This window comes from Azospira sp. APE16, from assembly GCF_047901315.1.
Classification (GTDB): Bacteria; Pseudomonadota; Gammaproteobacteria; order Burkholderiales; family Rhodocyclaceae; genus Azospira; species Azospira oryzae.
Window position 1 is genome coordinate 3,535,547 of sequence record NZ_CP179682.1, and the last position, 11,901, is coordinate 3,547,447.

The window sequence follows — 11,901 nt, forward strand, 5'->3', positions numbered from 1 at the left end:
GGATCACTTCACCACATTGAGCTGCAGCACGGTGGAGGACTGACGCCCCTCGCTGTCCTGCACGGTGACGCGGATCTGGTGCTCCCCCGGCGGCACTTCAGCGCCCGCCAGCTCGATACCGCCCGCACTCAGACCGGCCTTGACCCGGGGCAGCAGGTCCACCGGGGTCGCCTTCAGATAGGTGACGGAGACGCTGGCCGGATCGATCCGGGCACCACCACGGGGTTCGAAACTGACCTTCAGGTTGAAGGGGGATTTGACCGCACCAGCGGCCGGGTCGGGGGAAAGCATCTTCACCCCCGGGCCCCGGGTGATGCCGCGGGTGACCAGCGCCCCCGCCGCTGCCGGCAGGCGGGCTTCCTCGTCCTTGATCAGGGTCACTGCCGCGGCCGGGCCGCTGAGCAGGCCGAGCAAGGCCATCGTCGCAAAAAAAATCGTCACTCGCTGCATCGTCGCTCTCCTCTCAATCGCCCACCACCACGAAGGGGGCCCAAAACAGGGGATGGGCATAGCTGAACGCAGCCTTGCCCGTTTTCGCATCCACGCTGCCCGGCCCGGACAGCAGGGCCAGCATGGACTGGCGCAGGGCCTCGGCCTTGGCCAGCCCCGGCGTCTGCACCTGGCGGCGGAACAGGTCCGTCATGATGAGACGAGCCGCCACGGTTTCCACCGGCCAGTTGGAAACCAGCAGGGCCCGGGCGCCGGCGTAGAAAAAGGCCCGCCCCAGGCCTGACACGGCTTCGGCGCCACTGCCCTCCCCCGCTGCCGTATTGCAGGCGGAGAGTACCACCCAATCCGCATTCAGCTTCAGGCCGAGAATCTCGTCCAGGGTCAGCAGGCCGTCGCCCTTGCCGCCGCTGAGCTGGGGCGCCGTGAGGGCCAGGGCCGGCTGGGTCAGGCCATCCAGGTCCCCGGGCACCAGGCCGTGGGTGGCGAACATCACCACCCGCCGGTTGCTCAGGTCCGTCTCCAGGACGGAGCGTTCGCTGGCCCGGGTCTGCAGGTAGATGTCGTCATCCCGTTCGGCCCCCAGGACCCGGGCGATTTCCCGGATTTCGCTGCCCGTGTCGGGCAGGCGCGGCAGCAGGGCCAGCTCGGCCGAATCGACGCCGCCGGTGCGGGGCACGCTGCGCAGGTGCAGGGGCGCCCCCCGGGTGGCCATGCCCTTGGGGGGCAGCGCCGCCAGCCGGGCCTGCTCCTCGCTGAACAGGGGATCGCCGAAACCGATGAAGGGACGACGCCCGGCGTCCCCCGGCTTGAGGGCCCGCAGGCTGCCCAGGGCCGTCACCGAGGGCAGCTGGGCGATGGCGACGCTGCGGGCCAGCCAGGGCACCTCCTTATAGGCGGCGAAAGGCAGCGGGCTGCGCCCCGGCGCCGGTACCGCTTCCGTCACCAGGACGGACAGGGGCAGCTGGCCCAGCTCGGCGTGTGGCACCGCCAGCAGGATTCGGGCGCCCTGCCAGGCCGGCAGCACGGGCTGCAGCAGTTGCACGTAGAGATCGTGGGCGGCGGCCACGTCGAAGGGGGGGATTTCCTCGATGCTGGTCACCCCCGGATCCAGGGCGCGACGCAGGCCGGCCACGGCCGCCGCCAGCCGGGCCCGGGACAGGGCTACGGGGGCCGAGCGGGCCTGACCCTGGGCCGGCACCGCCCATACCTGGCCGCCCTCCTCGCCGAAGTACCAGGCCACCAGCACCTCCCCCGGGTGCAGCCGGCGCCGGGCCTCCTCCAGGGTCACCGGCCGGGGATCCACCAGCTGGGCGTAATCGGGGAAACGGCGGGCGATGTCCTTGCGATAGACCTCACGTTGCTGGCGCAGGGCATCCACATCGCTGCGGATCTTCTGCTGCACCTGGGGCAGCTGCTGGTCCGCGGCAGCCGACAGCAGCTGGGTCAGCAGGGTGTTGAGGGAATTGATGCGGCGCTGGGCGTCCTGTTCCTTGCGCGCCAGCTCGGCCAGGGCCGGATCGTCGATGCGGGCCCGGGCGGCACTGGCGGTAAGGGCCCGCTGCACGCCACTGGAACGGGCAATGTCGGCCAGGCGGAAGGACTCGGCCACCACATCGAAGCCCTTGGGCAGGACCGGGCTGGAGGCGTCCAGGCGACCCAGCAGCTGCAGGTAGCTTTCCAGGATCAGCAGCAGGCGCTGCTGGCGTTTGCGGCTGCCAGTTTCAGCCTCGGCATCGTTGCGGGCCTGGTCCAGCAGGATCGGCACAGCCTGGGCAAAGGCCTGAAAGGCCTCCTCGGGGCGGCCGGCGGCACCCAGGGTCATGGCCAGGAAGCCCCGTACTTCGGCGCTGCGGGCGCTGCCCTCGCCGTAGCGCTGGCGGGCCCAGTCGTACATGGCCCGGGCCATCTGCTCGGCCCGCGTCACATTGCCGGTACGCAGCAGGGCCAGCACCCAATCCAGGTCGGCAGCACCGGTCTTGGCCAGCAGCTCGGGGGAAGCGGCGATGCCGGCCCGCAGTTCCTCGAATACCTGGAGGGCCTCGCCGTAACGGCGCTGGGCCACCAGCGCCGCCGCCAGGGCACGGCGGGCATCCGAAAGCAGGCGGGATTCGGGCACGGCGCCGGCCTCGAGGAAAGTGTCCAGGGCCGCCCGGGCCAGCAGGGAGGACTCCTCCAGGCGCCCCTCCTCGGCCAGGATGGAGGCCAGAATGCGCAGGCCCTGGCCCACATCGGTCGAATCCCGGCCGCCCCGCTCCAGGGAGTGGCGGATGGCCTGGCGGGCATAGATCTCGGCCTCCGCCGTCTTGCCCTGGGCCAGCAGGGTGGCCGCCAGACTCCGTTCCAGCACCTCGGTGAAACGGCGGCTGCCATCCACGCTGCCGCCGTCGATGTTCCGCTCCTGCAGCCGGGGCAGCAGCGCCAGGTAGGCGTCATTCTCCCGCAGGGCGCGGCGGTAGGCTGCTTCGGCTTCGATGAAGCGACCTTCGACGCGGAACAGTTCGCCCCGGGCCCGCTCGTAGTTGGCCACCCAGGAATGGCCGAAGTTGTCCCAGTTGCGGCTCTGCTTCATGCGGGTCAGGATGGCCTCCAGGTCCCGCAGCCGGGCCCGGGCGTTGTCGAAGTCGCCGATCAGGGTGTATTGGTAGGCAGCCAGCTGGTTGGTCCCCGTCAGCTGGCCCTGGGAATTGGCCGGAGTGGCGCGGATGGCCTCCTCGGCGTAACGCACTGCCGCCAGCAGGTTGCCGCCGGAGGTTTCGGCGGAGGCCAGTTCCCGCAGGGCGCGGGAATAGCGGGCCGAACCGGCTTCGCCCAGGAGCCGGGCCTGGCCCAGGTCGGCGATCTGCTGCCGGACCCGGCCGATGCGGCCGGCAGCCCGGGCCCGTTCCAGATAAAACTCGAACAGCACATTGCGGTCCGAGGTATCGGGTACCGGCTTTTCGGCTGCGGCGACGGCTTCGGCCGCCGCCTTGGGGTCCGGCTTGTACTGGGCCAGCAGGCGGGTTACGTCCTGGACGGTGCGGGGCGGCGGCGCCAGCAGTAACTCCTCCGGCTCCGGCAACGCTTCCTCGCCGAACACCGGTGCAGCGCCCCCCGCCAGCAGCAAGCAAAGCAGCGAAAGGGGCCGGCCCCAGCGATGATAGAATTTCCGCTTTCCCAACATTGCTCCTCGCCCCCGGGCTCCCATTCCGTACGGGAACATACTAGCAAATGCAAGCCACCATTCAATTCGACCGTTTCAACCAGATGGCCGACGCCGACTGCCAGGAGCGCATCCGCGCTGCCCGGGCCAAGCTGGGCAAGAAGGCCGTCCTGCTCTGCCACCACTACCAGCGGGCCGACGTGTACCAGCACGCCGACCTCACCGGCGACTCCCTCAAGCTGTCCCGCCTGGCCTCCCAGACCGACGCCGAATACATCGTCTTCTGCGGCGTGCATTTCATGGCCGAGGTGGCGGACATCATGTCCAAGCCGGAACAGATCGCCATCCTGCCGGACCTGGCGGCCGGCTGTTCCATGGCCGACATGGCCAACCTGGCCAAGGTGGAGCGCTGCTGGCGCGAACTGAACGAAGTGCTGGGCAATGCGGAAAGCCTGGTGACCCCGGTCACCTACATCAACTCCGCTGCCGACCTGAAAGCCTTCTGCGGCGAACGGGGCGGCATCGTGTGTACCTCCTCCAACGCCGGCACCATCGCCAAGTGGGCCTTCGCCCAGCGCGAAAAGGTGCTGTTCTTCCCCGACCAGCACCTGGGCCGCTGGACCGGGCACAACATGGGCATTCCCATGGAGCAGATGGTGGTGTGGGACCCGGACCAGGAATACGGCGGCCTCACCCCCCAGCAGATCAAGGAGGCCAAGATCCTGCTGTGGAAGGGCCACTGTTCGGTGCACCAGATGTTCCAGCCGGCCCACATCCAGCGCTTCCGCCAGGAGCATCCGGACGGCCTGGTGATCTCCCACCCGGAATGCTGCTTCGACGTCTGCAAGGCCTCCGATTACGTGGGCTCCACCGAGCTCATCGTCAAGACCATCAAGGAAGCCGCCCCCAACACCCGCTGGCTGGTGGGCACCGAGCTCAACCTGGTGAACCGCCTGGCAGAGGAAGTGAAGGCGGAAGGCAAGATCGTCCAGTTCATGGCCCCCACGGTGTGCATGTGTTCCACCATGCAGCGCATCGACCCCCAGCACCTGGCCTGGACCCTGGAAAACCTGGCCGAGGGCAACGTGGTGAACCGCATCAGCGTGCCCGCCCACGAAGCCCCCATGGCCAAGCTGGCCCTGGACCGGATGCTGGCCATTTCCTGAGCCATGGCAGAAAGAAAAAAGGGCGTCCTCGGACGCCCTTTTTTTGCCCCGCTGAATCAGAGACGGAAACGCGCCACGGCATCGTGCTGAGCCTCCGCCAACCGGGTCAGACTCACTGCCGTCTGGGCGACTTCCTGGATGGCCAGGTTGTTATCGCTGGAGACCCGGGCAATTTCGTCCACCTGATGAGTCACGTGGCGACTGTTTCCGGCCTGGGATCTGAGGGCTGATGAGATGGTCACGATCTCTTCGGTAATGGCCTCGGTGCCAGCCTTGATTTCCAGCATGGTGGCCGCTGCCTGTTGCACCAGGCCCACGCCGTCCTTGGCTTTCTCGGAGCCAAGCAGCATGGATTCCACCGCCCGGCTCGTGCCGGTCTGCACTGCGGTAATCATGGCCGTGATTTCGTGGGTGGATTGGCTGGTGCGCTCCGCCAGCTTTCGCACCTCATCGGCCACCACGGCAAAGCCCCGCCCCGTTTCCCCCGCCCGGGCCGCTTCAATCGCCGCGTTGAGCGCCAGCAGGTTGGTCTGGTCGGCAATTTCCTTGATTACATTGACGATGTCAGAGATGCGCCGGGACTGGTCGCCCAAGGACTGGATGGTGTCTGATGTTTCTCCCACCCGGCGCGCCACTTCCGCCACCTCTTCCGCGGTGCGGGTCACCGCGGCGCTGCCCTGCGCCGACGTATTGCCCGCCTCATGCACCATGGTTTCCGAACGATTGGCGCTCTCGGCCATGGCTGCGATCTGCTCGGTCAGGGCAGAAACTGCACCGGCAATGTTCTGGGCCGACTGGGACTGATCCTGGGTGCGGGCGGAAACCTGCTCCGCCGACACGGACAGTTGCTGGGATGCGCTGAAAATATGGTCGGCACTCTCGCCCAGATGGGCAATCAGTTCCCGCAACCGCAACTGCATGGTCTGTAGGGCCGACATCAACTCGCCGACCTCACCGCCCCCATCCACCGTGACCGGGGTACGCAAGTCGCCCTGGGCCACCCGGGTGGCCACCTCGGCAGCCTGGCGGATGCGCTTGATCAACCCCCTGCTGATGACCAAGGCCAGCGCCCCTCCGCCCAGCAAGGCCAGGCCAAGCACCAGGACCAGCCCGAAGCCGGCGCGGGAAATGGCCCGATCGGCCTGTTGCTCCTGGGTGGCATTGCTACGGTTGGCCATCTCCACCACCCGGTCCACGGCCTGCCGATGGGCCTCGTAACTCGTCCGCAAAGCTTTCAGGTCGCCGCGTAGTGCGGCATTGTCTCCCGCCTTCAAGTGGGGCAGGAAGCGCTCGCTCACTTGCTGATAGAACTGCTCCGCTGGCCGATGCGCTTGAGTCAGCAACTGTTCCCGGATATCGGAGGCCAGCGGTTCCCCCTGCCAGAAAGTGCGGCGGCTGGCGTACTCCTTTTCAAGGTTGTGGAGGCGGGCGATCAGGGACTCGCGCTCGGCAGCCTGTTCCGAATCGGCCAGCTGCAGCACCACCAGATAGGACTCGATAATGTAGCTGGGGGCGGCAGAACATCGGCCACAAGGTCCTTGCCGCGGACGATATCGCGGTAGATCGGGCCATTGACTTCCACCTGCCCTAGGGTACGGAAGGACCAGGCGCCGAAAACCAGCATGCCGAGCACCAGCACTCCCAGCATGATGGCAATCTGGGTGCGAACTCGAAAATGGGAGATATCCATGTTGAGCATCGGGTTTCTTTGATTGAGCGCGCATCTTACCGACCGGCCCAGGCCGCCAGAACTAGGGCGTTACCTAGTCCGTGCATAAGGGCGTGGTAACCTCCGACTATCGAAAATGGACGGGATCACCTCCCCATCGCCATGCCCGCGCCCACGTTGCATATCACCACCTACAACATCCACAAGGGCTTTTCCCAGTTCAACCGCCGCATGATGGTGCACGAGCTGCGGGAACGCCTGCGGGCCCTGGGCCCGGACCTGGTATTCCTGCAGGAGGTGCAGGGGCTGCACCTGGGCCATGCGGAACAGCACGAGCACTGGCCGGAGGAACCCCAGCACGAATTCCTCGCCGAGGACGTGTGGCCCGACGCCGCCTACGGCCGCAACATGGTCTATGACCACGGCCACCACGGCAACGCCATCCTCTCCCGCTTTCCCATCCTCTCCAGCCACAACCAGGACGTCACCCATCTGCGCTTCGAGCGCCGCGGCCTGCTCCATTGCGAAGTCCAGGTGCCGGGCTGGGAGCGCCACCTGCATTGCGTCTGCGTGCACCTGTCCCTGATCGGCCGCAGCCGGCGGCGGCAGATGGACGCCCTGGCCCAGCGCCTGGAGGGTCTGGTGCCCGAGGATGCGCCCCTCATCATCGCCGGCGATTTCAACGACTGGCGCAACCGGGCCGACGGCCTGCTGGCCGAGCGCCTGGGCCTGACCGAGGTCTTCCACGGCGCCCGGGGCCGCCCGGTGCGCAGCTATCCGGCCGGCCTGCCTTTGTTCCGCCTGGACCGCATCTACGCCCGGGGCTTTGCCGTCAGCGCCACCCAGGTCCATTTCGGCCGCCCCTGGTCGCGCATCTCGGACCATGCGGCCCTCTCCGCCCACCTCACCCCCGTCTAGGCACTATGGACGCGGCCTACCTGCCAGGCAACCGGGTCACCCTGCTCAACAGCGGCGACGAGTTCTTCCCCGCCCTGCTGGCCGCCATCGACGGGGCGGAGCGGGAGGTGCATCTGGAGACCTACATTTTCGAGGCCGACGAGACCGGCCAGGCCGTCGCCTCCGCCCTCTGCCGGGCCGCCCGGCGCGGCCTCAAGGTGCGGGTCCTGGCCGACGGCTTCGGCGCCCGGGACTTTCCCCGGACCCTGATGCCGGCCCTGGTGGCCGACGGCGTGCAGGTCCTCATCTACCGCCCGGAACTGCCCGACCTGGGCCTGCGACGGCATCGCCTGCGCCGCCTGCACCGCAAGATCACCGTGGTGGATGGCCGCCTGGCCTTCGTCGGCGGCATCAACATCATCGACGACCGCAACACGCCGCACCAGATTCCGCCCCGCTTCGATTACGCCGTCTGCGTCGAGGGCCCGTTGCTGGAACCGATCCAGCGCTCGGTGCGGCATGTCTGGGAAATCGTCGTCTGGGCCAGTTTCCGCCACCGCTTCCGCCTGCCGCCGCCGGCCCCGGCCTGTTGCCAGCCGGTCGGCAACCAGACGGCCGCCTTCGTGGTGCGGGACAACATCCGCCACCGGCGCGACATCGAGGATGCCTACCTGCAGGCCATCGCCTCAGCCCGGGAGGAGGTGATCCTGGCCAACGCCTATTTCCTGCCGGGGCGCCGCTTCAAGGAAGCCCTGCGGGAAGCCGCCGCCCGGGGCGTGCGCGTCACCATCCTGCTGCAGGGGCGGGTGGAATACCGGCTGCTGCACTACGCCAGCCAGGCCCTCTACGGGAGCCTGCTGGAGGCCGGCATCCGCATCGTCGAATACCACCGCAGCTTCCTCCACGCCAAGGTGGCGGTGGTGGACCGGGACTGGGCCACCGTGGGCTCCAGCAACATCGATCCCTTCTCCCTGCTGCTGGCCCGGGAGGCCAATGTGGTGGTGCGGGACGCCACCTTCACCGCCCAGTTGCGGAGCAGCCTGCAGCAGGCCATGGCCGAGGGCGGACGGGAGCTGCTGCCGGGACGCTGGCGCCGCATTCCCTGGCATTCCCGCTGGCTGCGGCGCCTGGCCTATTCCCTGGTGCGGCTGATGATCGGATTGGCGGGCTACGGCGCCAGGCACTGAGGGCCTGGGAGCCAACAGGCAAGCCCTATTCCAGGCTGACGGCCCGGCAACGGGGAACCAGCGCCAGGTTCCAGTGGGCTACCGCCCAGGCCCAGACCTCGTCCCGGCTGGCGGCGCGCAGGGCCGGAGGCGGCCGCTGGCCAAGGAACTTCAGGGCATCCACCAGGGCCGGCACCGGCCGGTCATCGTCCAGGGCCGGCGCCCGGGTCTGTTTGGACAGCTTCTCGCCCCGGGCATTGGTGGCCAGGGGCAGATGCACGTAGGCCGGCGTTGGCACGCCCAGGCACTGCTGCAGCCAGATCTGGCGCGGCGTCGAATCCAGCAGGTCGGCCCCGCGCACCACGTGGGTGACGCCCTGGAAGGCATCGTCCACCACCACCGCCAGCTGGTAGGCGTACTGGCCGTCGGCCCGCAGCAGGACGATGTCCCCCACGTCCCGCTCCAGGTTGTGCCCCACCCGGCCCAACAGGCCGTCCTCGAAGCTCACCTCCCGGTCCGGCAGACGCAGGCGCCAGGCCCGGGGCGACTGCCCGGGCTGCAAACCGCCGCGGCAGGTGCCGGCATAACGGGGGGCGCCGTCGATGGAGCGGCCGCCGTGGCCCTCGGCAATCTCCTTGCGCGAACAGGCGCAGGGATAGGCCTGCCCCGCCGCCTGCAGGCGGGCCAGGGCGGCGGCATAGGCCTCGTGGCGTTGGCTCTGCCACAGCACCGGGCCATCCCAGACGAAGCCGTAGGCTTCCAGGCTGCGCAGGATGGCATCCGCCGCGCCCGGCACCGTGCGCGGCCCATCCACGTCCTCCATGCGCACCAGCCACTCGCCCTGGCGGCAGCGGGCCTCCAGGCAACTGCCGAGGGCAGCCACCAGGGAACCGAAATGCAGGGGGCCGGAGGGCGAGGGGGCAAAGCGGCCGCGATAGGCCGAAGGGGAGCGGGTCATGGGCCGGAGTTTACCGGATCGGCACCAAGAAAAAGCCGGCCCGCTCTGACGAGGGGGCCGGCCGGCATGGGGCGGAAGGAAATCAGACGTTGAACAGGAAGTTCATGACGTCGCCGTCCTGCACCACGTATTCCTTGCCTTCGGAACGCATCTTGCCGGCTTCCTTGGCGCCCTGCTCGCCCTTGAAGGCGATGAAGTCGGCGTAGGCGATGGTCTGGGCCCGGATGAAGCCCTTCTCGAAGTCGGTGTGGATGACGCCGGCGGCCTGGGGGGCGGTGTCGCCCTTGTGGATGGTCCAGGCGCGCACTTCCTTGACCCCGGCAGTGAAGTAGGTCTGCAGACCGAGCAGGTCGTAGCCGGCGCGGATGAGACGGTTGAGGCCCGGCTCCTCCAGGCCCAGGTCGGCCAGGAAGGCCTGCTTGTCCTCGTCTTCCAGATCCGCCAGTTCTTCCTCGATCTTGGCGCACACGGCCACCACGGGAGCGCCTTCCTTGGCGGCATGTTCGCGCAGGCGGTCCAGGTGGGGATTGTTCTCGAAGCCGTCTTCCATGACGTTGCCCACGTACATGGCGGGCTTCACGGTGAGCAGACAGAGGGGCTTGACGATGAGCTTATCGTCGTCGGACAGGCCGGCGGTGCGGGCGGGCTTGCCTTCGTTGAGGTGGGGCAGCAGCTTTTCCAGCACGGCCACCAGCTTCTGGGCTTCCTTGTCGCCGGACTTGGCCTTCTTGCCGTCCCGGGCGATGGTACGCTCCACCACGGCCAGGTCGGCCAGGGCCAGCTCGGTGATGATGGTCTCGATGTCGGCGATGGGATCCACCTTGCCGGAGACGTGCACCACATTGGGGTCGTCGAAACAGCGCACCACGTTCACGATGGCATCGGTTTCCCGGATGTTGGCCAGGAACTGGTTGCCTAGGCCCTCGCCCTTGGAGGCGCCCGCCACCAGGCCGGCAATGTCCACGAACTCGACGATGGCCGGCTGCATGCGCTGGGGTTTGACGATCTCGGCCAGGGCCGCCATGCGGGGATCGGGCACTTCAACGATGCCCACATTGGGCTCGATGGTGCAGAAGGGGTAGTTGGCCGCTTCGATGCCCGCCTTGGTCAGGGCGTTGAAGAGGGTGGATTTGCCGACGTTGGGCAGACCAACGATGCCGCATTTCAAGCTCATGGTGTTTTCCTTGCTAAACGGTTTTGCCGTGTAACTGTTGTTGGGCGGCGGCGAAATCGCCGGCGGCGATGCGGGGCCAGGCCAGCAGGCAGCGGTCGATGGCCTTGTCGATTTCCGTCTGCTCCTCGGCCCGGGGGCGATGCAGGACGAAATCGACGACTTCCTGCTTCAGGTTGAGGCTGCGGGGGTGGCCGATCCCCAGGCGCAGGCGCCAGAAATTGGGACTGCCGAGCTGGGCCTGGATGTCCTTGAGGCCGTTGTGGCCGCCGTTGCCGCCGCCCTGCTTGAGGCGGATGGCACCGGGCATCAGGTCCAGTTCGTCATGCACCACCAGCACCTCTTCCGGTTCGATCTTGTAGAAGCGGGCCAGGGCCGCCACCGCATGGCCGGAACGGTTCATGAAGGTGGTGGGCTGCAGCAGCCAGGTATCACCGGCCCGGGCGGCCAGACCGAGGAACTTGCTCTGGGGCGCCAGGCTGACCTTGAGGTCCCGGGCCAGGCGGTCCACCAGCCAGAAGCCCGCATTGTGCCGGGTATCTTCGTATTCCGCGCCGGGGTTGCCCAGGCCAACGATGAGACGGGGAGCGTTCACTGGAAAGACTCAAAAAATAAAGCCGCCGCGAGGGCTGAGCCCGGCGGCGGCTTCTTGCACGGTCAGACCGGAAGATTAAGCAGCAGGAGCCGCTTCTTCGGCTGCGGCAGCGCCGCGCACGGTCATGATGGTGGCGACCACGGGGTTGTCCTGGCCGTGCTGCACCAGAGCCACGCCCTTGGGCAGCTTGACGTCGGCGATGTGGATGGAGTGGCCGGCAGCCAGGTCCTTCAGGTCCACTTCGATGAACTCGGGCAGGTCGGCAGCCAGGCAGGTCACTTCCACTTCGTTCAGCACGTGGGAGACGATGCCGCCGCCCAGCTTGACGCCGGGAGCGATATCAGCGTTCACGAAGTGCAGGGGCACCTTGGTGTGCAGCTTCTGGTTGGGATCGACGCGCTGGAAGTCCACGTGCAGCACGATGGCCTTGTAGGGGTGAGCCTGGTAGTCGCGCAGCAGAACGGATTCCTTCTTGCCGTCGATGTTCAGGTTGATCAGGGAAGAGTGGAAGGCTTCCTTGCGCAGAGCCAGGTAGATGGCGTTGTGGTCCACCTCGATGGAGATGGGGGCAGCGGTACCACCGTAGACGATGCCCGGGACCTTGCCGGCACGACGCAGGCGGCGGCTCGCTCCGGTGCCCTGGTCGTTGCGCTTATCGGCGTTGAATTCAAAGATCATGATGACTCCAAA

Annotated in this window: 11 protein-coding genes; 3 read left to right on the top strand and 8 right to left on the bottom strand. The window is 67.7% G+C overall.

All coding sequences use genetic code 11. The features are described from left to right. Nucleotides 1–3 precede the first annotated feature (3 nt). Entirely contained in the window at nt 4–441 is a 438-nt protein-coding gene (locus tag ACLSSQ_RS16825; RefSeq protein ID WP_416243308.1) for a hypothetical protein, read from the bottom strand. 22 nt (nt 442–463) lie between these two features. Continuing rightward, on the bottom strand, nt 464–3,553 hold the full coding sequence (locus tag ACLSSQ_RS16830; protein WP_416243309.1) for a CHAT domain-containing protein: 3,090 nt from the start codon (nt 3,551–3,553) through the stop codon (nt 464–466). A gap of 104 nt (nt 3,554–3,657) precedes the next feature. Here ACLSSQ_RS16830 and nadA point away from each other — a divergent pair, with 104 nt between their 5' ends. Then, on the top strand, nt 3,658–4,755 hold the full coding sequence (nadA, locus tag ACLSSQ_RS16835) for a quinolinate synthase NadA (protein WP_416243310.1): 1,098 nt from the start codon (nt 3,658–3,660) through the stop codon (nt 4,753–4,755). A 56-nt stretch (nt 4,756–4,811) separates the two neighbouring features. On the opposite strand, the gene ACLSSQ_RS16840 is transcribed toward nadA, so the two are convergent. Both ACLSSQ_RS16840 and ACLSSQ_RS16845 read right to left on the bottom strand, forming a co-directional pair. Further along, nucleotides 4,812–6,239, bottom strand: coding sequence for a methyl-accepting chemotaxis protein (locus ACLSSQ_RS16840; protein WP_416243311.1), 1,428 nt, complete (start codon nt 6,237–6,239; stop codon nt 4,812–4,814). Beyond that, nucleotides 6,188–6,454, bottom strand: a complete 267-nt coding sequence (locus ACLSSQ_RS16845) for a hypothetical protein (protein WP_416243312.1) — start codon at nt 6,452–6,454, stop codon at nt 6,188–6,190. The genes ACLSSQ_RS16840 and ACLSSQ_RS16845 overlap by 52 nt, the downstream gene beginning before the upstream one ends. Before the next feature lie 132 nt (nt 6,455–6,586). Here ACLSSQ_RS16845 and ACLSSQ_RS16850 point away from each other — a divergent pair, with 132 nt between their 5' ends. Both ACLSSQ_RS16850 and clsB read left to right on the top strand, forming a co-directional pair. Beyond that, the gene (locus ACLSSQ_RS16850) at nt 6,587–7,342 is read left to right on the top strand and encodes an endonuclease/exonuclease/phosphatase family protein (protein WP_130459477.1); all 756 of its coding nucleotides are present in this window, start codon (nt 6,587–6,589) and stop codon (nt 7,340–7,342) included. 5 nt (nt 7,343–7,347) lie between these two features. Continuing rightward, a complete protein-coding gene (gene clsB / locus ACLSSQ_RS16855; RefSeq protein ID WP_014236144.1) occupies nt 7,348–8,508 on the top strand; it encodes a cardiolipin synthase ClsB in 1,161 nt (386 codons plus the stop codon). Nucleotides 8,509–8,533: 25 nt separating this feature from the next. On the opposite strand, the gene gluQRS is transcribed toward clsB, so the two are convergent. From gluQRS to ACLSSQ_RS16875, 4 genes are all read right to left on the bottom strand, one after another. Beyond that, the gene (gluQRS, locus tag ACLSSQ_RS16860; RefSeq protein ID WP_416243313.1) at nt 8,534–9,445 is read right to left on the bottom strand and encodes a tRNA glutamyl-Q(34) synthetase GluQRS; all 912 of its coding nucleotides are present in this window, start codon (nt 9,443–9,445) and stop codon (nt 8,534–8,536) included. A gap of 82 nt (nt 9,446–9,527) precedes the next feature. Further along, nucleotides 9,528–10,619: a redox-regulated ATPase YchF gene (ychF, locus tag ACLSSQ_RS16865; RefSeq protein WP_014236142.1), complete on the bottom strand. Its 1,092-nt coding sequence runs from the start codon at nt 10,617–10,619 to the stop codon at nt 9,528–9,530. A 13-nt stretch (nt 10,620–10,632) separates the two neighbouring features. Next, complete coding sequence (gene pth / locus ACLSSQ_RS16870) at nt 10,633–11,211, bottom strand: aminoacyl-tRNA hydrolase (protein ID WP_014236141.1); 579 nt, start codon at nt 11,209–11,211, stop codon at nt 10,633–10,635. Between the two features lie 75 nt (nt 11,212–11,286). Next, the gene (locus ACLSSQ_RS16875) at nt 11,287–11,889 is read right to left on the bottom strand and encodes a 50S ribosomal protein L25/general stress protein Ctc (protein ID WP_014236140.1); all 603 of its coding nucleotides are present in this window, start codon (nt 11,887–11,889) and stop codon (nt 11,287–11,289) included. Nucleotides 11,890–11,901 lie beyond the last annotated feature (12 nt).